Annotated in this window: 18 protein-coding genes; 13 read left to right on the top strand and 5 right to left on the bottom strand. The window is 40.3% G+C overall.

Going from position 1 to position 23,107, the window contains the following annotated elements; all coding sequences use genetic code 11:
- The first annotated feature begins 387 nt into the window (after positions 1 to 387).
- Positions 388 to 762 carry a hypothetical protein gene (locus JW841_13650; protein MBN1961985.1) on the top strand — a complete coding sequence of 125 codons (375 nt, stop codon included), beginning with the start codon at positions 388 to 390 and terminating at the stop codon, positions 760 to 762.
- Positions 763 to 798: 36 nt separating this feature from the next.
- Positions 799 to 2,307, top strand: coding sequence for a hypothetical protein (locus JW841_13645; GenBank protein ID MBN1961984.1), 1,509 nt, complete (start codon positions 799 to 801; stop codon positions 2,305 to 2,307).
- A gap of 74 nt (positions 2,308 to 2,381) precedes the next feature.
- On the opposite strand, the gene JW841_13640 is transcribed toward JW841_13645, so the two are convergent.
- Complete coding sequence (locus JW841_13640) at positions 2,382 to 3,188, bottom strand: OmpA family protein (protein MBN1961983.1); 807 nt, start codon at positions 3,186 to 3,188, stop codon at positions 2,382 to 2,384.
- 313 nt (positions 3,189 to 3,501) lie between these two features.
- On the opposite strand from JW841_13640, the gene JW841_13635 reads away from it, so the two are divergent.
- Positions 3,502 to 5,082, top strand: a complete 1,581-nt coding sequence (locus JW841_13635) for a phosphoglycerate dehydrogenase (GenBank protein MBN1961982.1) — start codon at positions 3,502 to 3,504, stop codon at positions 5,080 to 5,082.
- A gap of 138 nt (positions 5,083 to 5,220) precedes the next feature.
- Here JW841_13635 and JW841_13630 read toward each other — a convergent pair whose 3' ends face one another.
- Both JW841_13630 and JW841_13625 read right to left on the bottom strand, forming a co-directional pair.
- The gene (locus tag JW841_13630; GenBank protein ID MBN1961981.1) at positions 5,221 to 5,514 is read right to left on the bottom strand and encodes a nucleotidyltransferase domain-containing protein; all 294 of its coding nucleotides are present in this window, start codon (positions 5,512 to 5,514) and stop codon (positions 5,221 to 5,223) included.
- 7 nt (positions 5,515 to 5,521) lie between these two features.
- Positions 5,522 to 5,932, bottom strand: a complete 411-nt coding sequence (locus tag JW841_13625; protein ID MBN1961980.1) for a nucleotidyltransferase substrate binding protein — start codon at positions 5,930 to 5,932, stop codon at positions 5,522 to 5,524.
- 154 nt (positions 5,933 to 6,086) lie between these two features.
- Between JW841_13625 and JW841_13620 the strand changes: the two genes are divergently transcribed.
- Both JW841_13620 and JW841_13615 read left to right on the top strand, forming a co-directional pair.
- On the top strand, positions 6,087 to 6,302 hold the full coding sequence (locus tag JW841_13620) for a hypothetical protein (protein ID MBN1961979.1): 216 nt from the start codon (positions 6,087 to 6,089) through the stop codon (positions 6,300 to 6,302).
- Complete coding sequence (locus tag JW841_13615) at positions 6,290 to 6,751, top strand: hypothetical protein (GenBank protein ID MBN1961978.1); 462 nt, start codon at positions 6,290 to 6,292, stop codon at positions 6,749 to 6,751. Before JW841_13620 ends, JW841_13615 begins: the two co-directional genes overlap by 13 nt.
- A gap of 34 nt (positions 6,752 to 6,785) precedes the next feature.
- On the opposite strand, the gene JW841_13610 is transcribed toward JW841_13615, so the two are convergent.
- Entirely contained in the window at positions 6,786 to 9,602 is a 2,817-nt protein-coding gene (locus tag JW841_13610) for an SUMF1/EgtB/PvdO family nonheme iron enzyme (protein ID MBN1961977.1), read from the bottom strand.
- Between the two features lie 82 nt (positions 9,603 to 9,684).
- Between JW841_13610 and JW841_13605 the strand changes: the two genes are divergently transcribed.
- The 5 genes from JW841_13605 to JW841_13585 all read left to right on the top strand — a co-directional run bounded on the left by JW841_13605 (position 9,685) and on the right by JW841_13585 (position 16,111).
- Positions 9,685 to 11,160, top strand: a complete 1,476-nt coding sequence (locus JW841_13605; protein MBN1961976.1) for a sulfatase — start codon at positions 9,685 to 9,687, stop codon at positions 11,158 to 11,160.
- A gap of 181 nt (positions 11,161 to 11,341) precedes the next feature.
- A complete protein-coding gene (locus tag JW841_13600; protein MBN1961975.1) occupies positions 11,342 to 14,002 on the top strand; it encodes a hypothetical protein in 2,661 nt (886 codons plus the stop codon).
- The gene (locus JW841_13595) at positions 14,002 to 15,135 is read left to right on the top strand and encodes a hypothetical protein (protein ID MBN1961974.1); all 1,134 of its coding nucleotides are present in this window, start codon (positions 14,002 to 14,004) and stop codon (positions 15,133 to 15,135) included. Before JW841_13600 ends, JW841_13595 begins: the two co-directional genes overlap by 1 nt.
- 100 nt (positions 15,136 to 15,235) lie before the next feature.
- A complete protein-coding gene (locus JW841_13590; protein ID MBN1961973.1) occupies positions 15,236 to 15,376 on the top strand; it encodes a hypothetical protein in 141 nt (46 codons plus the stop codon).
- A gap of 6 nt (positions 15,377 to 15,382) precedes the next feature.
- Positions 15,383 to 16,111, top strand: coding sequence for a DNA alkylation repair protein (locus tag JW841_13585; GenBank protein ID MBN1961972.1), 729 nt, complete (start codon positions 15,383 to 15,385; stop codon positions 16,109 to 16,111).
- Here JW841_13585 and JW841_13580 read toward each other — a convergent pair.
- A complete protein-coding gene (locus JW841_13580) occupies positions 16,097 to 18,208 on the bottom strand; it encodes a GAF domain-containing protein (GenBank protein ID MBN1961971.1) in 2,112 nt (703 codons plus the stop codon). The two genes, JW841_13585 and JW841_13580, sit on opposite strands and share 15 nt — an antisense overlap.
- A gap of 138 nt (positions 18,209 to 18,346) precedes the next feature.
- Between JW841_13580 and JW841_13575 the strand changes: the two genes are divergently transcribed.
- The 3 genes from JW841_13575 (at position 18,347) to JW841_13565 (ending at position 23,095) form a co-directional block, all read left to right on the top strand.
- On the top strand, positions 18,347 to 19,354 hold the full coding sequence (locus JW841_13575; protein MBN1961970.1) for a DUF4931 domain-containing protein: 1,008 nt from the start codon (positions 18,347 to 18,349) through the stop codon (positions 19,352 to 19,354).
- 106 nt (positions 19,355 to 19,460) lie between these two features.
- Positions 19,461 to 20,792 (top strand): tetratricopeptide repeat protein, encoded by a 1,332-nt coding sequence (locus JW841_13570; GenBank protein MBN1961969.1) that lies wholly within the window; start codon positions 19,461 to 19,463, stop codon positions 20,790 to 20,792.
- A gap of 563 nt (positions 20,793 to 21,355) precedes the next feature.
- Positions 21,356 to 23,095: a hypothetical protein gene (locus JW841_13565; GenBank protein MBN1961968.1), complete on the top strand. Its 1,740-nt coding sequence runs from the start codon at positions 21,356 to 21,358 to the stop codon at positions 23,093 to 23,095.
- The last annotated feature ends 12 nt before the right edge of the window (positions 23,096 to 23,107 follow it).

The following is a 23,107-nucleotide window of genomic DNA, read 5'->3' as shown; positions in this document are numbered from 1 at the left end:
CGCGCTTGGAAAATTGAGCTTATTGAAAAAATGAATGCAAGTTGGAGTGACCTTTGGCCACAAATTATTGGATAAATTATTTAAAAGTTTAAATTGCTAGATTCCCGCTTTCGCGGGAATGACGTTTTATTTAGGTTATGCTACGATAAAATATTTTGTATTTAGGGACACCCCCTGATTATTAAAATTTTTAAGTTATATTTATGCGTGAAAAAGATCTAATTTTGTAAAAAATCAACGCTAAATAATGTCAACTCTTTAATTTGAAATATTATTTGCCATTCGGTCTTACGCAAAACAGTAGTTTTACGAAACAATTGTCGTGAAAATTCGATATAATATATTACATATTAAATGTTCATTATATAAATTGATAATGTGGTTATTATGGCTTTACCTGGTTTACTGATTAGATGGGCTAAACACTATAACCTCATCAGCAAATCTAACGTTGCAATTACCAAAGTAGGCAATGAACCCATGAGCCTTGATCAGGCCATGCAAGCAGCACAATTAAAAGCGAACGCTGGAGCCGAAGCAGGGGTATTCAAACGTAATGGTCAATTTTATGTTGATGGCATTTCTACATCACGAGCATCTTTATACTATGGTAGCAAGATAGACGATATTTATGGCTTGGAACCGCAGACAGTAGCGATTTTCGCCAAAAGAGGTAACAAAGTACAACTAACCAAAACTGCTGATGGTACAGCTAGTTTTGATAGCGTTATTAACTTTTTTGTTAAAGCAGGACTACCGTAAGAATTAGTTACCGCTAAAATAACTAGCGACAAGGGTTTGTCGAGGCAAGAAGCCGCAGAGCTTAAAAGTTATCTTGAAAATAATGGTGAAGCATCGCCGTCGGCCAACTATGGGCCGAGGTTAGCGGCGATTTTTCTGCTTAAAAAAATAGCGGCAGCAAAGCTCACTTATTCGCCAAGCAGGCTAATTGAAGTTATTAACCATTTTGCTAATATAGTTATATTTCGTAAAGATCACAAACTAGTTACAAGTAGCACCGGCAAAGTTTTATATAATATTCTTCAAGCTAAAAAATTAGAGGTAGCAAAGTTATATTATTGCAATCCGCTAAATGGTTGTATTTATGCGATCGGTGAGCACTTATATCCCACAGGCGGTCCACTTTATATTCCTACAGATGCTGATCTGTTAAAAAATAATGTAGTCGCGTTTTTTAAAGCAGGCCAACATGTATATAACAACATCAATATTGCAGCGGATCAATGGGTCGATAAGTTAACATTAGCTTTTGAACAGTATGTCATCGACGGAATTCCTGAGGCATTAACGCAACTAAAAGAAGAACCGGCAGAAACTATTCTTGATACTGGTGCTGGGTTAATGTGCTTACCTGATAAAATTGTTGATTTTCTGTTTGTTTTAGCCAAAAACAGCCCAGAATATATTAAGTATATAATGGCGTTGCCGCCTGATGAGCGATATCAAGAACTCTACCATCAACAAATTCATATTATTATTACATTCGCTATCGCATATCTTACTGGAGGCGTGTCATTAAGCATACCCAGCCTGAGTAGTGAATATGCAATAACTGGCGCTGGAGAGCTATGTTTGGCTTCTGAGCTTGCGGCTGCTGGTAGTATTCCTCTTGATATAGCAGGCGTCGGTGCAAGTATTGGTTTACTGGCTTTAGCTGACGATGCCGCGTCTGGATCTGGAGATGGTGGCAAATCTAAAGAGACTCAAGAAGATGATCCAGAAGATCCATCTCTTTTGGAAACAAAGAAATTTGATCAAGATGAAATAAATAAGGCAATGGGGAGCAATGCTACAGATCCTGCGGAAGAACCAGCAGTTTTTGAAGTTAATATTGATTCACCGGCAGAACCGCCAGTTATCAACACTGCTACTGATCCAGCAGCAAACCTTCCAGTTATCAACGCTGCTGTTGATCTTACGGCAGAAGAGTTGGCAATAAAATTAAGGGTTTTTAACAAGGGCAAATTTAAGCATGTATATGCAGCAATCGAAAAAGAGCTATTTCTTGTAAAAGAATATGACGGCAGTTTGACGGTAGCGTTTAAACCAGCCAACGCTCAGCGCGCCTCTCAATTAGAGCAAGCTTTTCAAAAAATTAAAGATAGAAAACTATTTACCCTTATCCACAAAGATGGTGCTGATTACCCGTTGACCGTGGGTAAGCATTCACTCCAAACCTGGAGTATTAACTTTAAGAATGATGCTATTTCTATTCCGAAAAAAATCAAATTCGCTAAGAAAATAACGCAATATATTTATAATACAGCTAATTCTATACACCCATAAAAGAAAACTATCTAAAGTGCTATGGCAGCATTGAGGTAGTGTAGTGATTAATCTAATTTCGAAAAGCTAATAGTCTATTTCTTTAACACATCAAATACCGGCAACTCATCAATGCTTGGTAAAAACACTAACTCAACGCGCCGATTCATCTTTTTATTTTCGGGAGTGTCATTAGGAGCAATGGGATCAAATTCAGCATAACCAGCGGCTGAAATCATCTCAGGTGGCACACCAGCTTCTACCATTAGCTTAACGACTTCAACTGCACGTTGAGTTGATAGCTCCCAGTTAGAAGCGAAACGTGCACTATGAATAGGAGTAGAATCGCAATGACCAACCACCTCGAATTTGCGATCAGGAATTTGTCTGATAGTTTCGGCTAACTCAATTATCGCATCTTTAGCCGCAGCTTTTAAGTGGGCTCCACCTGGCGGGAAGAGAACGTCACTGGACATTTGCACAATTAAACGCCCATTGCGTGGTTTTACCTGCAAGGTGCCTGAGTCAATCATACGTTGTAGTTTTTCAAGCAACTGGCGAAATTGTGCATTACGTGCTTCAGCAGCGGCACGCATACGCTTAAGTTGTTCAACCTCTTTAGCTAAAGCAACATGTTCGGCTGCTAACGTATCTTTTTCACCCAAAAGCTGTTCGACATTTTGCCCCATCGCCGAGATTTTGGTGACTAATTGCTCATTTTGAGTTGTTGATAGCTGCAGTTTTTCATCTAATTGTTTACCCTTGTCTTGTTCAGCAGCTAACTCTTTTTTGGTCTTAGCTAGTTCATTGACTACAGCTTCATGGGTTCCACTAGTTACGCAACCGGTGGTCAGAGCCGTAAATGATAAAAACGATAAAACAGAAAATAATTTAGCTTTCATTAATTTATCCTCGGCTTGGTTAAAAGAGGCGGCACTATTCGTAACGCATACTGCTATTGGCACTCAAGCCTTCTGGGCAATAAAAATTCTTATTTGTACTTTGTTTTTGCTATACATATAGGTTGATTCTATACCTCTAAGTGATATTTTGTATAAGCTAGCGATCGTGTTGACGGCAAATCTGCAATGAACAGTGCATCTTTGCTTGACTCATACCGTTAGGCCGCGCGATTGCCATAACTCCAAATTTGCTTAGAGCTCCAATATGGGGAGCAAAGAGTATAAAAAAACTTAATAACAGAGAGAAAACACCATGACCTTTCGAGTATTAGTCTCCGATAAACTTGCCAAAGAGGGTCTTGAGATTTTTAATAACGCCCCTGGCATTAAGGTTGATGATAAAGCTGGTATTGCTAAAGAGGATTTGCTTAAAATTATTGGAGAATATGACGCGCTAGTTATTCGCAGTGCTACTAAAGCCAATGCTGAGATAATTGCAGCGGGCAAAAGTCTTAAAGTCATTGGTCGCGCTGGTATTGGGGTCGACAACGTAGATCTTGGTGCTGCTACTCGTGCTGGCATTGTGGTTATGAATACTCCTGATGGTAACGCCACCACTGCTGCTGAACATACTATTGCTTTAATGATGTCTATGGCACGAAAGATCCCGCAAGCTACAGCCTCGATGAAGGCGGGTATGTGGGAAAAGAAAAAGTTCATGGGCAACGAGCTGTGCAATAAGACTTTTGGCGTCATAGGTTTGGGTAACATTGGTCGTATTGTTGCAGATCGCGCCGTTGGTTTAAAAATGCGAGTTATTGCTCATGACCCATTTTTCGATGCTGACGCTGCTGCCAAACTTAACGTTGAATTAGTCTCATTAGATGATTTAGTTGAGCGTGCTGATATCATTACGGTGCATACACCGCTGACCAACGCTACTCGTGGTTTAATTAGCGTCAAGCAAATTGAACATATGAAACCAGGGGTACTGCTGGTTAATTGTGCACGCGGTGGCATTATGGATGAGGCCGCGTTACTTGAGGGATTAAATTCTGGCAAGATTGCCTCTCTGGCCCTTGATGTTTTTAGCAAAGAGCCAGTTGCTGCTAATGACCCGTTGGTAATGCACGAGAAAGTGATTTGCACACCACATCTTGGTGCTTCAACAATGGAAGCACAGGTGCAGGTTGCTATTGATATTGCAAATCAAATCATTGCATTTGCTCGCGGTGAGCCAGCGAAAAATGCAGTTAATTTACCAACTGCCTCACCAAGTGAATTACAACAACTTGGTCCGTATGTTGATTTAGCGCGACGACTTGGTTCTTTCTGTGCACAATTAATAAATGGTCAATTAAAGAAGGTCGAGGTGCAATATTGGGGCGAAGTAACCGAGCACCCATTGACTGCTATTAGCCAAGGGGCTTTAGCGGGCGTATTAACCGGTGCTATAGAAGGCGTGGTTAATGCAGTAAATGCCCGTGTATTAGCACAAGAACGTGGCATTGAATTAGTTGAAAACACTACTGCCAAACCAGTTTCAGCTCATGACACTGGCATTTGCATTACTGTTAGTGGCGCTCAAACCCATACTGCCGCTGGTATTTTAATTGGTGGGCAATTGCCACGTATTGTTTCGCTAGATGGTGTGGCTATTGATGCGGCTTTAGATGGCCACATTTTAGTAATTCGCAATGTTGATAAGCCGGGTATGATCGGTCAAATCGGCACAGTACTTGGTCAAGGCGGTATTAATATCACCAATATGCAAATGGGTCGTGACCGCGAAGCCAGTGAGCACTTAGCGCTCATCAATGTTGAAGAACCTGCCGCCATAGACGCTTTAGCTAAAATTGGTGGGGTGCGTTTTGCACAGCAAGTGACTTTGTAGGTAAAAATTCATTTGTTTGTGCACCAAATCCCTATTTGTTTGGTGTCTGGCACCAGCACCTGGGCACCAGCACCTGGCACCATCGGATAATAGGGATAAAGCTAATAATTAGTTGCCCAGTTGTTCAGGGACTTGGACTTATATCTTTTTTTTATTTTTGATTATTGTTTTTAAAAACGATGCAGAGACTCGGTGTGCGTCTACAATATCTACACGAAAAGGTAGTGAAGATTCAGAAAAATCTCTTTCGAGTGCACTAAGATTTTTTATATTTATTGATTCCTTACCAAGAATAAGAATATCTAAATCGGAGAATTTACTTGCCTGACCAGTAGCACGTGAGCCGAATACATAAAAATCGCCTAGTGAACGATACTTATTAATAATTTGTAAAACTTTTTGGTAATGGCGTGGATTTAAACATATCGTCATTGATAAATTAGTTTGTTTTTAGATGAGCTAGTATTTTTTTGGCATCTGGAAGAAATTTTTGTGCCATATTAAAGGCTTCAATAGCAAATGGTTCTTGATAGGCATGGCTAGTTTTATTGCGTACAGTACGGTAGTCAAACCAGGCTTCTGGATCATCGATTATACCAACGCGCGCGCCTTCGCGTATTACATCTTGAAAAGACAAACTAGCTATTTCATCAATTGTAGGAGCATTTTCCATTAATTTGCGACGTATGAGTTTAAAACATAACTCGTATGAATATTCAAAAGTTTGAATGACAGAGTTGCGAAATTGCTCAAATAATTCGGCATTATTTTTAGGATCGGTAGATTTTGCGAAGTTAAGAGCTTTTTCAAGCTGACTTATGGCCTTAACCAAAGAGGAGTAATCAAGCATGATATAAAATGATAAAAAAAATAAAATGTTAGAGTCAAATGAAAAACGCCTTAGTCTTGACGATTTATGACTTATAAAGTATCCCCGAATTTTCGAATTTTGGTGTCTTTGAATTTTGGTGTCTGGCACCGGATAAAGAGTTATATACTTTTATATGGTTGATGAAGCATTCTTAAAACGAGCTAAACAAAGAAAAGAGCGACTAGTTAGTAATGTTGCTAAATCATATGCAGAAGCTGAACGTTGGGATTTAGAGTATTGGCAGAGTTTAACACCGCAAGCGCGATTATCCGCGCTTATGGCAATACATCGTGATATTGCGTCTGTTCACCCTGATGCTAAAATACCGGTGAGTCGATGGAGACCATAGCTGACTTTGAAGATCTACTTTTTCTTTTTGAGCAACACAATGTCCGTTATCTTATTGTTGGAGGTCTCGCTTTTATTTATCACGCTAAACCAAGATATACTAAAGATATGGACATATGGGTAGACCCTGATGAAGAAAATATAAAGCTGGCTAATCGAGCACTTGCAGAATTTCCTAGCCCTAATTTGCTTAGCTACGGTCAACTTAATGAGATTTTACAAATAGGTATAGAACCTAACCGTGTCGATATTTTGCAGCAACTCGGCGATGCCGATTTTACAAAAGCTTGGCAGAAAAAAATCCGAGACCGCTATGGCAATGTTGCATGCAATTGGGCCAGTTTAGACACCTTGATTGCGATTAAAAGTGCGATAAATGAGCCACGTCACCAAAATGATGCTCAAGTGTTACGAGAAGTGCTGCGTTTGCGTGAAAAAAATATTAAATAGTTTTTTTAATGAAACGGTTAAAAAAAGCTGTACATTACGGCAAATCAACACAGCAACGAAAACCACGGTCTGCAAAAGCCTCGCCTGGGGGTGCGTGGTATTCAGAGCCTGAGCACGCCAAGGCTTTGGCGTTAGCAGCATATCCACCTCCACGCACCGCACGGTCATTTAAAATAGTTAAACCAGGTTGACGTTCAACAGCGCTGGCAGTCCATTCTTCAAGATTGCCAGACATATCATAAGCACCTATACTACTAACGCAGCTAACAAATGATCCGGTTACTGCAGGTTTGTCTGCAGCATAAGCAAAAAAGCCATTGCATAAGGTTTCAGTATAAACATTGCCATATGGATAGACATTGCCAGCAGCAGCACGACAGGCGCGTTCCCAGTCAGTGGTGCTGCAAAGATGTTTACCAGCATTAGCACAGGCGGCCATCGCTTGATACCAACTAACATTAGCTCGCGGTGCTATGCCAATACCGATAGTTGCTTTAGCAAGAGTCGAACCATCGTTAGTCATTATCGTGTCATCATTGTAACCCTGATGGGTTTGACCTAAGTTGCCATCGTCAATACTAGCTTCGAAGCGATCAATACAAAAACGTGAATCATCAACACGAATAACTTCAACCATTAAGGGCAAATTACATGCCGTGCCAGGCAGCGGATCCTCAGGTGTGATAACATCAATAGTCGTGTCATTAGATGGTGTTTTATGACGACTACCGCAAGCAGTAATAAATGATAATATAAAAATAAGTAAGGCAGTAATGGTAATTAAAGACGCGCAATTTTTTTTATTATTTCGAATTTTACTTTTGTCATTTCGACCGTAGGGAGAAATCTTGGTTTGAAGGTGGGTAAGATCCCTCCTCACTAACATTCGTCGGGATGACATAATAGAAAGCAACGTTCGTTGATTAAAGCGACGTATAATAGCGAACATGAATAATAAAACTAAAATGCTGGTTAATGCTGGGGTTGAGAAGTTATTAGCAGTCAATGAATTACAACCACCACCACCTCTAAGGACTTTAGTTGGGTCTTCGTGTAAGGCAAACGGTCCATCAATATCGATGTTGCGGCAATCGCTATCATCATCACCGGGCCCACGCAAAGCAAGCAAAGGAGCGTCAACATCAAATGCGGTAATCTCATTAGCACTAATTTGGGCGGTAGCATTAAGATAGGTATTAGCATGGCAGGTGGTAGTTACGGCAAAGCGGATTTCCGCCACTTTGCCGGGATTAACACTAAACCCATTAACATCAATGCGGCCAGTGTGGGCGCTGCCAGCAGTGGCTGACGACAAATTTTGCGCGCCAGCAGGTATTATTTGCACGGTAAAATCAGTTACCCCACTTGGAGCATCCATACTTACCCGAACGTTCGTCGCCGCAACATTACCAGTATTGCTAATGGCAATTGAGTAAATAACTTGAGTGCCAATGCGTACATTATTATTAACGTCAGCATTAAGTACCCGAATTTGCGTATCGGTTTTTAGGGTCGGCGCAAATACATCAATACCTAATATCATCGCGGCTAAATAAAATTCGTCACTACTTGAGTGTAACCAGGTATCAACTTTGGTGACGCCAGGAGTAAGGGCGTCAGATATATTGAAGCGATCAATATCAACTCCTACCACGCCGCAAAGACTATCGCCTTTGCAACAACGAATATCTGGGTTGCTTGGTTCATCAGGTGTGCAACGCAGTTCATCGCCATTACTAGGTTCTTGATTTATCGTTGCATTAAAGATGTTGTTATAGGGGTTGTCATCGTCATAAAGGCAAATCCCACCTGCTTCTGGCGTGGCATCGCCATGACCATTAACTTGTATATATTCATCAATTATGGTGGTGCTACCAGCGCATCCAGGTCCGAACGCTGTAGGTGTTAATGGCACTAAAAGGTCGCCTTCTAAACCATAAAAAGCGAGGGTTCCTGAAGCAGGGCTCGATATTGGGCTGTTAAGGTTAAGGGTTTCATGCAGCAACCCATTAGGATAATTAAGAATATCGCTTAGTCCTTCAAAAACGGTGATAGAACGTTGTGGCAAGCTAAGATCTTCAACCATCAAAAATAAAGCAAACGAGGCAGCGCCATTGGTATCTATAGTAGAGCCGGGATTAGTCGCACAAGTTTTTGCATTAGGCTCATCAGAACAAATTACTTCTTTGCCGTGACAAACATCTGCTAACAAACCACTAACTTCATAATCACCTTCAAGAACGCCTCCATTATCGAGAATTACTTTAGTGACATCGATAGGAGTTAAAAAGAAAGCCAGATTGCCTTGTTCGGGGCCCCCATATTTAAACAAAACGCTGCTATATGGTCCACGAATGCCGTCGTTAGTTACAGTTACCGCGTTAGCCGCACCAGGTGGTAAAAAGCGCACCGAACGTGGAGTAGCAGCTAAGGCATCAATGGCGACAAAATCAGGAAATGTGCTGGCAATATAATCTGAGTGAAAGATTATGCCGTCTGTTGGAAAAGTTACGCCCTGTTGAAAAATATTAGCATCATCATTATCATAATCTGGTATTGGTTGACCTTGTGTATCGATTTCATCAATTAGTGAGCCTCCGATATATAATATGGCAGCAATCAGTTTGGGATTTTGCGGCAAAGCACTTTTACGCACGGTAGCCGTGGCCGAGCTTTTTAAACAATTCACCCCGTTTTGCAAACCTTGATTGTCGGTAAGTGAAGCACCAACAAAAACAAAGTCTAAACGACCCACATAGGATGGACCAAAGGGACCGAATTGTTCTTGCCAGGCATAGGCAGGCAAGGTGGCAGACGTGAAAGCAGTAATTAAAATTAATCGTGACCACATAGAACCACATCGTAACAGGCAATTGCCTGAGGTCAATGTGCTTTTTTGCATAGAGTTGTAATTGTTCTCATGCGCAGTTTAGTTGACAGAAGCGTTTGTACAAGCGACCATCAATATTAATATGTTTGCTGTTTGTTTATCATTATTAGTTTTAAGTACCCCCATTGATAATGCCCATGATTATTTTACCGGGCTTTCTCGTCCATACGCCGAACGTATACAGATAAAACGTAATGGTGGCCCGGTAATTTTAATTGTGGTCGATGCCATGCGGCCCGATCATTTATCACCTTATGGCTATGATCGTGACACTACACCAAACCTTAAAGCATTAGCTGATGATGGGATTATTCTTACAAATTACCATGTTAACGGTAACTGGACGCGTCCCTCTACGGCTAGTATGCTTACGGGCCTGCCTCCTTCAGAACATGGCGTTGAACGCGATCGCGATCGTCTTGCTGATGAATATGTAACCATGGCTGAGCTTCTACGTGATGTAAAAGTGCCTACTGGTGCGGTGGTGGGTAATGGTAATGCCGGTAGTGCCTTTGGTTTGAGTCGTGGATTTGATTTTTATGCTGATACAGTAAAACACTGGCGCGGTTTACCTTCGGCAGATCAAGTAGTTGAATTAGCAATACCGTTTGTACGCAAACACAGGGAACAACCATTTTTTTTAATGTTATTTTTTATTGATCCGCATGATCCTTACCATGCGCCACCACCGTACGAAAATATGTATGTTGGCAAGGATGCCGCACCGCTAATTCGTAGCCCTCATTGGGAAAGATTTAAATATACCAAAGCCCAAATCGAACGTATGAAAGCCACTTATGATGGTGCATTGCGTTATGCTGATACAGCTATTGGACGTTTTATCGCCACGCTAAAAGAGCTGGGTATATATGACCAAGCTACAATTATGGTTACTGCAGACCATGGTGAAGCATTTGGTGAGCATGGCGTATTTTTACATGCCCATCATTTATATGATGAAATAGTGCGGGCGCCGCTAATTATTCGTTCACCTATAATGAGTACACGTGGGGTTTATCATAATGGGTTATTTCAAACGATCGACTTAATGCCAAGTATAGTGCGCTATTTTGATGGAAAAGTTCCCTCTCAGTTACCCGGAGCAGATATTTTTGCTCATTTAGCACGTCCGCGGCTTATTGATGCGCAGCGTTTTGTAATTTGTGAATTTCATAATTTTGGTATTCATCGCCGTATGATTCGTAACTATGAATACAAAATAATTTACGAAGAACCAGCCGATGCTAAAGAATTTTACGCAACGGTACGTAAACGCTCGCTTTTGCCATCTGTTTCTTTTGATAGAGATAAAATAATGTTTTTCGATTTAGACCGTGATCCTTTTGAAATTAATAATATTTACAGCAGTAATAATGCTAAACGTCAGCCATGGCGTGGTTTAATAAAATTACTTAAAACCCATCGTGCTAGATATCATCGTAGTAAAGCAACACCTATGGCAGAACGTCTTGACACAAATACTGAAAATAATCTTCGATCGCTTGGTTATATACAGTAATTATACAATTATAAATGTTTTACATATTATGCAGATAATATTGGTTTATCGTATAACTACATATCACTGTCGAGTTTACCTTTTGCAAAAGCGCGGTTATTATGAGTTCAAAATTTTAAGGAATTATTTAATATGGTTAGTATTGGCACCAACGTATTTCAACCTAACTCTGAAGGTTCTGATGAATTCAGAAACAAAATCAAATGATACTGAGTATAATTTAGATATAGCTTCTTTGAATGAAGCAATTGATCAAATGAAAACTAATTCACAAGGTTCGTGTATAAAAGATGAAATAGAACAAGATTTGCAGGTAGCAAAAGAGTTTAATGAACTTGATACATTACAACATCGGGTAAAACACGAAGTTTTAATTGAACAACCGCGTTTTGAGGAAATAGAAGAAATCAAAAAAGTAGAAGAGATAGAAGAAATAGATACACCTATAGATAATAGTTACCAGTTAGATTTAGAAACAGAAGTTGCTGAACCTTTAGTTGATAATATTTCTGGTTCAGATAATAATATTGAAAGGCAACCGCGTTCAGCGCTTCAAATCATAGACGACGGATTGAAGGAATTCGAAACTATGCGGTCGCAGATGAATAATCAAGATTCCCAGGCTGATGCCAAACAGGAAGAAATTGAAACTAAATTAGCAGAAATTGATACAAAACTTGCAGATTTAGATACAAAAAGGGCAGAAGTAGACGCTAAGCAAGCAGTATTTGATAAAAAGCAAGCTGAGTTTGATAACCGGCGCAAAGAAGTTGAGGCAAAAGAGATAGAACTCGACGCTAAGCTGACCGAAATTCAAAACCAGCAAGTTGAACTTGATAGAAAAAGACAAGAAGTTATTGAGCAAGAATCTAATCTTTCTACTAAATTAGCAGAACTCGATTCTCAGCGTAAAGAACTTGAACGTAAAGATTATGAGATACAGGATAAAGTTAATTCAAATGAAGAACAGCATCGTGATTTGTCATTTCGTTTAGATGAGATTGAAAATCATGAGGCTGAACTTTTTGTTGCGCAGCAAGATGTTTTAATGCATCGTCGCGAAATTGAGCAACGTGCAGCTGATCTTGATAAACGCGTTCTTGATTTTGAAAACCTTAGAACTGAAACTGAATCATTAAAGTTAGAACTTGATGAACAACAGTTTTATTTAGATGACCGTGAAACTGAAATAGAAAAACGTGAAAATGAGATTGCAGAAAAATTACAAACGGTTGAATTACAGGGTCAAGAGCTTGATCTTAAAGTTACCGAAATAGAAAAACGTATCGATGAAATTGCTCAAAAAGAAAGCGAGCTATATAAACGTTCAGCTAAATTAGATGGCCATGCTACTGAGATTTATAAGCGAAAATCCGAATTAGACGATAAAGAAGTATCCTTTAAAAAAAGAGAAAAAGAATTGCAATTACGCGCCTCATCTCTTGATGAGCGCGCTATAGATATTGAAGAACGTTTGCGTATTATAGATCAGCAACAACAAGATCTAAAACGCAAAGCTAGCGAGCTTGAAATTAATTCTAATAATGTTGAACAAAGTCATCGTCGCCTTGATGAACGAGCAAAAGAATTAGAAAAGCGGGCGAATGCGGTTGAGCAGAGCCGTAAAGATGTTGAAGCTTTGGTTCGCAGACTTATCACCCGTGAAAAAGAAGTGCTTGAAAGCAGCAAACTTACTAATCGTCAGCTTGAAGAACATGGCGCAGCTACGATTGAAGATAGTACATACAATGATACTATTAAGAGTCGTGCATCGTTATTAACACAACAAGAAGAATTATTAGAACAACTAGGTGTCGATCTTGCAAAAGAAAGACAGAAAATTTTAGCCAATGCTGCAGAAATTGCCCAAAATTCACCAGCGAAAGCATCTACATCTAATGTTAATGAACTAGCTCTTTTATCAAAGCAGTTACCTGCATCATTACTTCCGGCAGTTTGGCAACCACCAGCTCAACTAAAACGACGTATGAGGGCAACTTTTGCTTTTGTTGCAGGTGTGGCATTTGCATTAGCGTTTGCTTTATCGTGGTATTGGTGGTCGCAAGGGCGTCCTCAATTCTTTGAAGCGTTTTTGAAAAAAGCATCGTCTAATAATGCAGCTATTGCAGCTAAAAAAGATACGAACAAAGTTAATAGAGCAGATCATGGTAACCAAAAAAGAAAAGAAATATCTGGTTCTGCTGCCTTAGCTAATAAAGATGAAAATGAAGAATTATCAGATGATAGTCTTGACGCAATAGCAGCAGACGAATCATTTGATCACTTGGATTTACCTTTAGAATATCCTGTGGCTACAGAAGTTTCGCAGCGAGCAGCTAGTAGACGTTCGGTTTTTAAGCCGCGGACATATGCTCGTCGTCAAGGTGCAAGACGTAATATGACAGCAGCAGCAAATAGCACAAAGAGCAAAGCCGACGATTCTTCTTCAAATACTAACGATGCTAATAATGTTTCGACGCAATCAACACGTTTAGGAGACCTTTTTGATAATGACAGTGATGTTGTGCATTTAGGGCCAGCAGCAAAACCAGTCAATGATATTACTGCGATCTTAAAAAAACGAGGCCGTGAATTTAAACCTTGCTTCCTTGAAGCTAAAAGGCGAGGAGATATTACTGCTGGCGATTATTCGATAGAGTTTGTAGCGATGGTTTTACCAGATGGAGCAGTAAGCAATATTCGATTAGGTGGCGCAGCAATAGCACGCTCGCCAAACCTAAAAAAATGTATTACAGATGTAGCAGTTAAGTGGCGATTACCAAGTTCGGGTAAAACGTTAATAATTAAAACGATGGCCATCGGGCCAATCACGGTGCGTTAATGAGAGACATTATATTAATACGCCTTAAGCGATTGATATGTGAGTGCAGAGCTTTCGTATTGCTGGCAATTGTTTTTGTTTGCAATAGCACTACGATTTTTGCCCAAGAAACACCCACAAATGCCCAAAATGAAAATACGACAGAAAGCGACCAAGCACTTACGAAAGTGGCGATTTTTCCGCTATTAAAAGAGGGTTCACCAAATAACGCCGTATTTCGTGCGATAAGCGAATCGATTAATAGTATTGCATCTTCTGTCGCAGTGGTAAAAATTCTTGTCGGTGATACATTGCAACAAGAACTTAACACTTCTCCGCAGACGGCATTATTGGCTTGTAAAGAAGACATTTATTGTATTTCTGGTTTGGGAAAGAAAATCGGTGCTGCTGAAATTTTAGTTGGGCAAGTGCGTGAATCAGGCTCGGGTGCAAGTTTGATGTTTATTGCATTCCCTAGTGAAGGTGCATCAGCCTTACGAAAAGTTCGCGTAGAAGTGCCTGATACAAAAACTGCGCAAAAAGTAATAAACGAGAATATTTATGCCATTCTTGGTATTGATACCCCCGGATTTGTCGAGATTAATACCGAAAATTCTGATGTTGATATTCAGATAGATGGTACTTTAGTCGGTAAAGGTCGAGGCCCTTTTCAAGCATCTCCTGGACGACATATTGTGCATATTGATGCAGTGAAACATGAGGTTTTGGTCAAACCAGAGCAAACCACAACCATTACCCCCTCTGCTGACGAAATAACATTGGCTTTAACACCTCTACCGGCAGGAAGTATAAAAATTAAAGAAAAAGGGCCACCGCCATGGAGTAAGATGCGTTGGACTAGCGTTGCTTTTGCCGCGGGTTCACTAGTAGCTTTAGCTACAGGTGGGGTATTCTATATTAAAAAGAAGGCCGCTAAAGATAAAATTAGTGGTAGCACGACACAGAAACAAGCGATTGCTAAAAATAGAGACGCAGATAGATATACTGAATATACTAATAATTGCTTATACATTAGTGCTGGTTTATTTGGAATTGGCGCGATTTTATGGGGAATAGATATAGTAGCCGCACCTGTAGTCTTACCTGATGGTACTCCTAGCGGGGTTCAGGCTAGTATATCAACTAGTTTTTGATTATGATCGAAAAAGCATATGAAGCCGCACCCAATTGGCTTAATTCACATTTGCACTCATATTTATTACAAATAGGTCCATTAGGAATTTTATGGTGGCAATGGCTTGGTTTAATACAGACGATTGGGATGAGTTTCGCCTTATTCGTCAAGAAATTTTATTAGATTTTATGCAAATTGTAGAAAAGTCAGGTAGTAGTTTTGCCTTCCCGACCCAATCAATACATTTAGAAGGTAAGTAACAACTTATGCCAAATGTGCCAAATGATACAATCAATATAGTTAATCTACAAAAAGCTTTACGTGCTATAGCTGATCCTGCTAAAGCTGAAGTAATTCGCAAATTTTTTAAAACAGGTAAAAACGACTATATTCAAGACGACATATTTTTGGGGATAACCGTACCCAAGATGCGTCAAATTGCAAAAAGCTTTGCAAAGCTTGCTTTAACGCAGGTTATTTTTTTATTGCAATCACGCTTTCATGAAGAGAGATTTACGGCATTATTGATTATGATGCAGCATTACCAAACTGGTAATCAATCACAAAAAGAACGAGTGGTTAAAGTTTATCTAAAAAATACTAAATATATTAACGCATGGGATTTGGTGGATTTAAGCGCCCCGGCAATTTTAGGCGATTGGTTGTTAACTAAAAACCGTCAAATTTTGTATAAACTAATTAAATCACAGTTGTACTGGGAAAGGCGTATTGCTATCGTTGCAACTTTTGCTTTTATACGTGCACAAGACGCTAGTGATACTTTTAAATTGGCAAAACTTTTACTTAATGACAAACATGATTTAATTCATAAAGCCGTAGGCTGGATGCTGCGCGAAGTAGGTAAACGCATCGACAAAGAATTATTGCGCGACTTTTTACAACAAAATTTAACCCAAATGCCACGCACAGCTTTAAGGTATGCGATAGAGCATTTTTCTGCAACTGAACGTAAACAATGGTTAGCTAAGATTTGAATTGGCTGCTGGCAAACGTATGGTGAAAGTTGCGCCTTTGCCAAGAGTAGAGTGGACTTCGATGCGACCACCGCCATTTTCGATAATACGTTGACATATTGCTAAACCAAGACCAGTGCCTGAAGATTTTGTTGTAAAAAATGGCACAAAAACACGTGGCAAATCGTCTGGTTTAATACCAGGGCCGTTATCGCGTACACGAATTAACACCTGGGAGCGATCAGTAAAACGCAAAGAGCCAGATTTAAAGTTAGTGACTCTAGCAAGACTAATGAGAGTGCTAATCGTAACCGTCCCATTTGTAGTCGTAGCTTGGATGGCATTTTGTATTAAGTTGATTAACACTTGTTTAAGTTGTTCGGGGTCGATCAGTACTGGAGGTAAATCTTCAGCAAGTTTAAGATCAATATTGGCGTTGATAGGAAGCGCATCACGATTTAACAATTTTATCGTAGCATTGATAATTTCGTTTATATTTGCTGAAATGGGATTACCTCGATAGGGACGTGCATATTCAAGAAAAGCGCTTACTACTCGATTTAAGCGGTCGACTTCTTCAATGATGACACTAATAAAATCTTGAGCTTCAACTGATATGCCAGTTGGTTCAAGGCACTGTGCCGCACCTTTTATTGCCCCTAAGGGGTTACGGATTTCATGAGCCATACCAGCGGCCATTTCACCAATAGCAACAAGTCGGTCACGTTCACGGCGTTTTTCATATTCTTGTGAATTCTCAATAATGATGGCGCAGGCTTCGGCAACTGAAAGCAATGCAGTTAATTCATCGGTTGAGTAGGCTTCGGAAATATGCTCAGTACCAAGACATAAAAGGCCCAAAATGCGATCATCAATAAGCATGGGGATTACGGCATTGGCGCGTAGCTGGCGCATTAACGCAATAGCTTCATTGGTACGCTCAATTTCGCGCTGCAAACTTGGGTCATCAGCGGTAAAAAAAGTTGGCAGATCTTGCTGACGCGATAATAGATTTTCAATGAGCACCGGTTTTTTATCGCGGCGCAATTCACTTAATAAAGTTGGGTGTTGACTCATACTTAAAGATTCTGGTGGTATTTTGCCACGGTGACCATAAAGCATATATGCGGCGTCACCTTCTACTTGCATATATAAAGCTAATTGGCTGGCACGACCCGAAGCATGCAAAGTATCGAGTACTAAAGAGCGCATTTCAGGCAACTCAGTTATAATTCTTAGTGACCGAATCAAACGCCGCAATAACATTCGTAGTTCGTAGCGTTGGCGAAAAAATAATTTGGCGGTGCCTTCTTCGACCCAAGCGCGAACTTGATCAAAGAGAATAAGAATAACAAAACTCGCTACTAAAGTATTAAATAGCCATAAACCTTGTTGATGAGTACCTACCCAAAGTACTAGCAGCGCATATACACTGGCTAAAACCAAGGTCAATACTGCAAGTACTGCGGCCTTACCCAATAACTCAACTAGGTCTACCAATCGTCGTGCTAAAATTGATTGATAAAGAAAATAGACATAAAAAGTTGCCGCAATATGGCCTAAAGCAGTTAAGACATCGCTGCCTTGAAATAGACCAACGCAGGCTAATACTAAAGTTAATAAGCCACCATAAAATAAAAAACGTAGGCGTTTTTTTTCGTCAGCCCTTGCTGTTTTGGTGCGTTTGTATAGACCATTGAGGATAAATGCTAAAATTCCAATGACATAGGTGGTCGCGAAGGTTCGATATATTAAAGCAATACCCAAATGTTGTTGTTCATCAGCTAGTGGTGACAAGCCGATGAGTGCTAACAAGCCAGAACAAAAGAAAATAAGGCGTTGTAGGCGTGAGTTGCTACGGCGAGGTTCACGCAGTAGTTCTCGAAAGAACAGGCCTGCAGTGGGTGGCAATAGTAGAGCTGCTATCAATTTAAGGTTAAAAAGATCAGATTGCGATAATCTTGAGGCAATGGCAGCAGCATGCCAAAAGAATAATGAGAGGGTAAATGTGGCAAAATATTGGTATAATATACGTTGCGGTCGACGTACGAGTACTGCGATTGCCACGGTAATCGAGACAATTGCTGCAAGAATGGCACTTGTGGCATCTACGCCCATATTGTCATTTAAGTTATAGCCCCAAATTAGGGGGGAAAGACAACAAGAAGAGTGTTACAAATCGCCGGTTTTTGCTAAAATTAAAATGATTTGGGAATTAATATTGTGCCAGAAGCATAAATATTATTGAGGTATGAAATGGATGATGAAAAACCACAATTACGTTATAACCTAATAACTGGAGACTGGGTGATAATTGCGCCTAAGCGAGGCAAACGAGATAACCTAGAAATGCAAATCCCCACGGTCACTATGGGGTCAAAATACGAAGAATCGTGTCCTTTTTGTTTAGGAAATGATGCCGCTACTCCCACCGAAACGATACGCATTAGTAACAATAAAAGCTGGTCAGTTCGTGCGGTTAAAAATTTATTTCCTGCTTTAGCCGCAGAAGGTGATTTGCATCGCAACGGCTGTAGTTATGAACGCTCTATGCCGGGCATTGGACAGCATGAGGTAATAATCGAAAGTCCATATCACAATGATATGGTAGCATCATTGCCGGTTGAGCATGTCCGCGATATTTTAGGTGTGTATCTTGATCGTATGCGTGCTTTTTATGCCGACCCGCGTATTAGCCATGTAATAGCCTTTAAAAATCATGGACAAACAGCCGGTTCGACCATAGATCATCCGCACTCACAGATTGTAGGTACTCCGGTAATTCCTGGACAGGTTCGCGTGCGCATTGAAGAAGCCCTTAGGCAGTATGGGCAATTGGGTGAATGCATGTATTGTCACTGTGTTCGCCAAGAACTTGCTTCAGGTACGCGCATTATTGAAGCGACCTCAGATTTTGTCGTTTTAATTCCGTATGCGGCTCTATCGCCATATCATATTTGGATCATTCCACATCGCCATAGTGCATATTTTGGTGACATTTCGGTTGCAGAGACGACTTCTCTTGCTAGCATATTGCGCCGCACCTTGCGTCGTCTTAATATTGCACTGGGAAATCCCCATTATAATTATGTAATTCGCTCATTATCGCCTTTAGAAGCTAATGTTAAGTATGGTCACTGGTATATTTCTATAGTGGTCCGTTTGACCAGATTGGCTGGTTTTGAACTGGGGACAGGTATGTTTATTAATCCTGCCTTACCAGAAGAAAGCGCAGCACGGTTACGCAATGTACAAATTGACTGATTTGTGAAAGTATTACTATGTATATTTCATTGATAGACGTCCTAATATTAGACAAAATAATAGAGGCCAATTTTAGTAAATTTAAAAAAGCAATCATCTGAGTGCGATGTTAGTAACCTGTCCAAATTGTCGTAAAACATTATTTACCAGCTTAAGCTCAGCTGCAGGTGAAAATGACTATACTATTTGTGATAGCTGTAATCAGAAATTCTCAATTGATGCTAATGGCAATGTTCACAATATTGGATCACCAGAAGCAGCAACATTAAATAGTAATTCAACGAGCAAACCCGCTGAACCTGCGATACGTATTAAGCACCATAATGCCAATGACGAGGCACCTTCAATTGGTCAAGTGACGTTGGCAAATAATACCTTGGCAACAGCTAAGGCAGAACCAGCGGCAGTTTGGGTGCCACCGGTAGTTGCTAGTATGCGCAATAATAATAGCGATGCGCTTGCTATAGCAACAGCTTCAAAACGCAAACGCCAGCAGTCTCAATTAGCTGCTGCCGCAAAATTGCGCATGCAAAATCAGACAGAAAATACCGAAATAATCTTACGCCAAAAACACTATGGTCGTTGGATATTTTTAGGTTTAATACTATTAGTTATATCTACTGCGTTATATCTTTATTTTACCTCTCGGTTTGGTGCTTTTATACCTATCAATAAAATTACCGTCACCGAGTTAGTACGAAAACCAAGACCTGAAACAACATTATCTCAATCAATATTAGACTTAGATTTAGAACCAGTTCCGGTAGCTTTGCCTGAACGCGAAAAGCAGCGATTAAAGCATGAACGGCGAGCCAAGCGAGAAAAAACTGAACATCATGAAATCGCTAAGGTGATAAGTAAAGCTGCAACGCCAAAGACACCACATGAGGAAATAACAAAAGCAAAGACTACGTCGCGTGGAGTTTTAGAACATTTTGCAGCAGCAAATAAAACAGCAGTACTTGCAAATGCTAAGACCAAAGAAAATGGCAAAAGTAAAACATCTAAGCTACAAGCTGACTCTAAAAATTTTGAAAAGCCATCAAATTCATTAGCCACAAACAATACTTCGATAGCTAGCAATACAACAACAAGCGCAACTAAACCTGCCGCAACAACAAATACGACATCAGCTAAACCTGAGTTACGTGTAGCAAAAGTAAAAAATATTAATCCAGTTGCCGATCAGCACTACACACTTGCACGCAAATATTTATTTAAACAACAAACAGAGGCAGCCATTAAAGAATTAAAAAAAGCTATAGCCGCAGCTCCTGATGAGGCGCGCTCATATTGGCTTTTAGGTATGGCGTATAATATATCTGGCGACGAGAAAAAGGCGGTTGCAGCTTTTGAGCGTTTTGTTAAACTTGATCCAGGACATAAAGACGCGCCAAAGGCGCGCGCAACTATTAGCGAATATCGAAAAAATCATTAAGGATAATATAGGGGGTGTCCCTAAATGTCTCCCGTCGATCTTCACGAAATCCGCTACTTACGACCGCTTGCTCGCAGAAATCCTGCCTGCAACTTGCCACAAGCAAGCCTTTTGCATGATTTTGCTTAAGCGCGCAGCCATCGTTTACGAGGCTTTCATGAATTTCTTAAGTCCAACATTTAGGGACACCCCCTGATAACTAGTTAAAATTCTAAATTATCGTGCTTTTTAAATTTTACTTACCTCGACGATCATAAAAATATTCATTAAGAACCACTTATAAAAGTCACACAAAAACCAAATTTTGAAAATAATGATGGTGGTTTAAATGTTGCAGGTAATTATGCAAGTTGGGCTTGGGGAGTTCCTGAGAAAACTTTTATCAATAAAGCAGCTTCAGGCAAACGTGCGGGGATTACTTGCCGCAAATTGTCATAATGTGCAAAATAATAAACAAACGTTGTTATTGGCCACCATTTGCGAATTTATGAGGTGGTAGCCAATATGCATTTACCTTTTGCATAAAGCTGGCTGTTTATGCGTAAGCGAGTAAAATTATCTTGATGATATCTGTATTTTTTTCATTGCTGCTCGCACTACCGCCGACCATAGCGGTAAGTGACATTCAACCAGGGGCAACTGGTGAATGTTTAACGGTTTTTCAAGGTCATAAAGTTGAACCCATGCCTTTTACGGTGCGCGGGTTAATGCCCAACTTTTTAGGTCCCGGCCAAGATGTTGTGGTTATTCGGTTAAACGGTGAAAAGGCAGAATTTACTGGTGTCGTTTCAGGCATGAGTGGCAGCCCATGCTTGATCAATGGTCGCTTAGTTGGGGCATTAGCTTATGCTTTTGCGCAGTTTGCCAAAGAACCTATCGCGGGCATTACGCCGATTGCCAGCATGCATAAAATAATGCAGCTACCGCAAGAGTCGCGTCCATGGCGTATAAGCCATAATGAGAGTATGACCGACTGGCGAGCATTACGGCATGGTGATACTCCTAATAAAAACAGTGAAGTTAATAATATAAATAGCAGTATGGCGCCAATTGCGACGCCATTATCAATAAGTGGTTTTACGCCAGAATTATTGCGTCATTTTTCGCCCTGGTTAGAGGCTAATGGTTTTATGCCGATGGCGGCCGGTAGTTCTAGCCGCTTAGCAAAACCTTATCAGCTAAAGCCTGGTTCTGCAGTTGCTGCTGTATTAGTTCGTGGCGATGTTGAAATAGCTGCGACTGGTACGGTTACTAGTGTTGAGGGTAAGCAAGTATTGGCTTTTGGCCATCCATTTTTTGGTGCCGGGGCTGTTTCATTGCCAATGGCTAATGCTGAGATCATCAACACCATGGCTTCGACTATGCGCTCATTTAAAATGTCTACAACTGGTGCCGTAATTGGTGAAGTAACTCAAGATCGCTTAACCGGTATTGGTGGTTACTTAGGTCGCCAGGCAGATATGATAAAAGTAAATGGGCAAATTATAACGCCTGGGGGTAATAAACCATTTTCTTTTGAGGTTGCTCGCGATCAAGGTTTATCACCACGCTTAATGGCAATGGCCTTAGCAAATTGTTTTGCTGGTCGTATTGAAGCCAGCAGACGTGGCATTTTAAAACTTAATGCTAATATTGCTATAGCCGGGCACGAATCTTTAGCAATTAATGATATTTATTCATCAGAACATGACATGAATCTTATGGTTTATCCAGCAATTGATGTTGCCCAAGCTTTTGATTTGATATGGAATTCACCATTTAATAAGCCACCAAAAATTAGCCTTAATGTTCAGGCTGAATTTGTTACCGATCCAGTTGAAGAATCAGTTGAATCAATTCATTTAGATCGTTCGTTTATTAGGCCAGGAGACCAACTTAAGGTTATTGTGCGTTTGTATAAAAAAGGTAGTGGTATAAGTCAGGAGCTCTTTGAAATAACTATACCTAATAACTGGGCTAACGAAGAGATTGAAATAATCGCTGCTGGTGCCACAGAAGTTAACAGAGTGTTAACCAAACTTGCTGGCGATGCAAAACCCGAAAATTTGTCAGACATTATTAAAGGGCTTTCACAGCGTCGTGCAGATGGTAATTTGTACTTATTAGTTACGCGTGCTGGCGCAGGATTGCATTCACGTGTTGATATGTTGCCATTTTTACCGCCATCAATTGTTGCAACAATGTCAGGTGCGCAGAAGATAAATCGCAGAGATCGTGGTCTTGCTTGGGAAGATAAACGTGCGCGCTTAGGTACAGTTTCAGGAATAGCGCAAGTAAAAATTGAGATTCAAGATCGAAAATGAAAATCAATAAAA

This window comes from Deltaproteobacteria bacterium (assembly GCA_016931625.1).
GTDB lineage: Bacteria > Myxococcota > XYA12-FULL-58-9 > XYA12-FULL-58-9 > JAFGEK01 > JAFGEK01.
Note: the sequence above shows the minus strand (reverse complement) of the source record. Positions and strands in the feature narration are given on the sequence as shown.

What these genes read in the sequence shown, in the direction of transcription:
- JW841_13575 (MBN1961970.1), top strand. Translation starts at nt 18,347, where the DNA reads ATGGATGATGAAAAACCACAATTACGTTATAACCTAATAACTGGAGAC.
- JW841_13570 (MBN1961969.1), top strand. Translation starts at nt 19,461, where the DNA reads ATGTTAGTAACCTGTCCAAATTGTCGTAAAACATTATTTACCAGCTTA.
- JW841_13600 (MBN1961975.1), top strand. Translation starts at nt 11,342, where the DNA reads ATGAATTCAGAAACAAAATCAAATGATACTGAGTATAATTTAGATATA.
- JW841_13640 (MBN1961983.1), bottom strand. Translation starts at nt 3,188, where the DNA reads ATGAAAGCTAAATTATTTTCTGTTTTATCGTTTTTATCATTTACGGCT.
- JW841_13650 (MBN1961985.1), top strand. Translation starts at nt 388, where the DNA reads ATGGCTTTACCTGGTTTACTGATTAGATGGGCTAAACACTATAACCTC.
- JW841_13595 (MBN1961974.1), top strand. Translation starts at nt 14,002, where the DNA reads ATGAGAGACATTATATTAATACGCCTTAAGCGATTGATATGTGAGTGC.
- JW841_13630 (MBN1961981.1), bottom strand. Translation starts at nt 5,514, where the DNA reads ATGACGATATGTTTAAATCCACGCCATTACCAAAAAGTTTTACAAATT.
- JW841_13585 (MBN1961972.1), top strand. Translation starts at nt 15,383, where the DNA reads ATGCCAAATGTGCCAAATGATACAATCAATATAGTTAATCTACAAAAA.
- JW841_13625 (MBN1961980.1), bottom strand. Translation starts at nt 5,932, where the DNA reads ATGCTTGATTACTCCTCTTTGGTTAAGGCCATAAGTCAGCTTGAAAAA.
- JW841_13610 (MBN1961977.1), bottom strand. Translation starts at nt 9,602, where the DNA reads ATGTGGTCACGATTAATTTTAATTACTGCTTTCACGTCTGCCACCTTG.
- JW841_13620 (MBN1961979.1), top strand. Translation starts at nt 6,087, where the DNA reads ATGGTTGATGAAGCATTCTTAAAACGAGCTAAACAAAGAAAAGAGCGA.
- JW841_13615 (MBN1961978.1), top strand. Translation starts at nt 6,290, where the DNA reads ATGGAGACCATAGCTGACTTTGAAGATCTACTTTTTCTTTTTGAGCAA.
- JW841_13565 (MBN1961968.1), top strand. Translation starts at nt 21,356, where the DNA reads ATGATATCTGTATTTTTTTCATTGCTGCTCGCACTACCGCCGACCATA.
- JW841_13580 (MBN1961971.1), bottom strand. Translation starts at nt 18,208, where the DNA reads ATGGGCGTAGATGCCACAAGTGCCATTCTTGCAGCAATTGTCTCGATT.
- JW841_13635 (MBN1961982.1), top strand. Translation starts at nt 3,502, where the DNA reads ATGACCTTTCGAGTATTAGTCTCCGATAAACTTGCCAAAGAGGGTCTT.
- JW841_13590 (MBN1961973.1), top strand. Translation starts at nt 15,236, where the DNA reads ATGGCTTGGTTTAATACAGACGATTGGGATGAGTTTCGCCTTATTCGT.